We start from the raw sequence: 1,735 nt of genomic DNA, 5'->3' as shown, positions 1-1,735 counted from the left end.
GCGCATCAGTTCGTTGTTCTGGATGCACCCGCCATCGTCCGTGATCGCGACCACGCCCGCCTTCACCAGCGAACCGATGGGCGCCAGGGTTTCCCCTTCCATGCCATGCGAAATGCAGCCGGTGGGGAAGACGTTGACCACGGCCTGATCCTTGATGCGCGCCTGGAGCCATGCAATGGTGTTCGGGCCATCCGAGCGCGGGGACGTATTGGGCATGGCCACCACGCTGGTGAACCCACCCGCCGCCGCCGCCTGGGTTCCCGTGGCGATGGTTTCCTTGGCCGACTGGCCCGGCTCACGGAGGTGCACGTGGATGTCGATCAGGCCAGGGGTGACAACCTTGCCAGTCACGTCGATCACTTCCGCCGCCAAGCCCTTGGGGGCCGACTCGACGATCTTGCCGCCGACGGCCACTACGTCCCTCACCTCATCGACGCCGGACTCCGGGTCGATGACCCGTCCGCCCTTGAGAATCAAAACCTTGTCATTCATTGGGAGTCCCCTCCTGCGCAGCCTGATCGAACGGCGTTCCCCCGCCCAGCAGGTAAAGCACCGCCATGCGGACAGCCAGGCCGTTCGTCACCTGCTCCAGGATCACCGAGTTGGGGCCGTCGGCCAGTTCGCTGGCAATTTCAACACCACGGTTGATGGGGCCGGGGTGCATGATGAGGACGTCCGGCTTGCAGCGCTTGAACCGGTCGAGGGTCAGGCCGAAAAGGGAGATATATTCCCCGATGGAGGGGAACATCGTCTTGCGCTGGCGCTCGTGCTGGATGCGCAGCAGGTTGATCACATCCGCCGTGGGCAGCACCGCGTCCAGGTCATGGGAAACCGACACCCCCATCTCGCGGAAAATCGGCGGCACCAGCGTCGACGGGCCGACGAGGGTCACTTTCGCCCCCAGCTTGAGCAACGCCCAGATATTCGACCGTGCCACGCGGCTGAAGAGGATGTCCCCGAGGATCACCACATGCCTGCCTTCGAGCGACCCCAACCGCTCGCGGGCCGTAAAGGTGTCCAGCAATGCCTGTGTGGGATGCTCGTGGGCGCCGTCCCCGGCGTTGATGACGGAGACGGTTTCCAGCCTCTCGGCCAGGAATTGGGCCGCCCCCGCAGCGCTGTGCCGGAGAATCAGGTAATCCGCGTTGAGCGCCTGGAGATTGAGGGCCGTATCCTTGAGGGTTTCCCCCTTCTTGAAACTGCTGCTTTCGCTGGCGAAGCTGACAACATCCGCGCTGAGCCGCTTGGCCGCGAGCTCGAAGGAACCGCGCGTGCGGGTGCTGGGCTCGACGAAGAGGTTCACCACCGTCTTGCCGCGCAGGGAGGGCACTTTCTTGATCGGGCGGGCCAGGATCTCCTTGAAGACCCGCGCCGTGTCCAGCACGAGCAGAATCTCCTCCCTGCTGAGGCTCCTGATCTCGATCAGATCCTTGCGCGTCCAAACCGCGTTCATGTCGCTTTCTTCCTCACAATCACGGCATCTTCGCCATCCGTTTCTTTGAGATGGACGATCACTTTCTCATCCTCGGCCGTGGGGATGTTCTTGCCGACGTAATCCGCCCGGATCGGGAGCTCCCGGTGGCCGCGGTCCACCAGCACCGCCAGCCGGATGGCCCGGCAGCGGCCCAGGTCGATCATGGCATTCAAGGCGGCGCGGACCGTCCGGCCGGAATGCAGCACATCGTCCGTCAGGACGACCAGCTGGTCGTTCACGTCGAAGGGGACCTCCGTACCC

General features: G+C 64.2%; 3 protein-coding genes. All 3 read right to left on the bottom strand.

The genetic code is table 11. From position 1 onward, the window contains the following. A partial coding sequence (locus WAW39_RS21085) for an amidohydrolase family protein (protein WP_422321136.1) occupies positions 1 to 492 on the bottom strand: 492 nt, incomplete at its 3' end. Continuing rightward, a complete protein-coding gene (locus WAW39_RS21080) occupies positions 485 to 1,453 on the bottom strand; it encodes an aspartate carbamoyltransferase catalytic subunit (RefSeq protein ID WP_422321135.1) in 969 nt (322 codons plus the stop codon). The genes WAW39_RS21085 and WAW39_RS21080, both read right to left, overlap by 8 nt. Continuing rightward, a partial coding sequence (locus WAW39_RS21075; protein WP_422321134.1) for a bifunctional pyr operon transcriptional regulator/uracil phosphoribosyltransferase PyrR occupies positions 1,450 to 1,735 on the bottom strand: 286 nt, incomplete at its 5' end. The genes WAW39_RS21075 and WAW39_RS21080, both read right to left, overlap by 4 nt.

The sequence above is a fragment of the Prosthecobacter sp. genome, from assembly GCF_049294395.1.
In the GTDB taxonomy this organism is placed as follows: Bacteria; Verrucomicrobiota; Verrucomicrobiia; order Verrucomicrobiales; family Verrucomicrobiaceae; genus Prosthecobacter.
The sequence above is the reverse complement of the archived record's forward strand: the minus strand, read 5'-3'. Positions and strand labels throughout refer to the sequence as shown.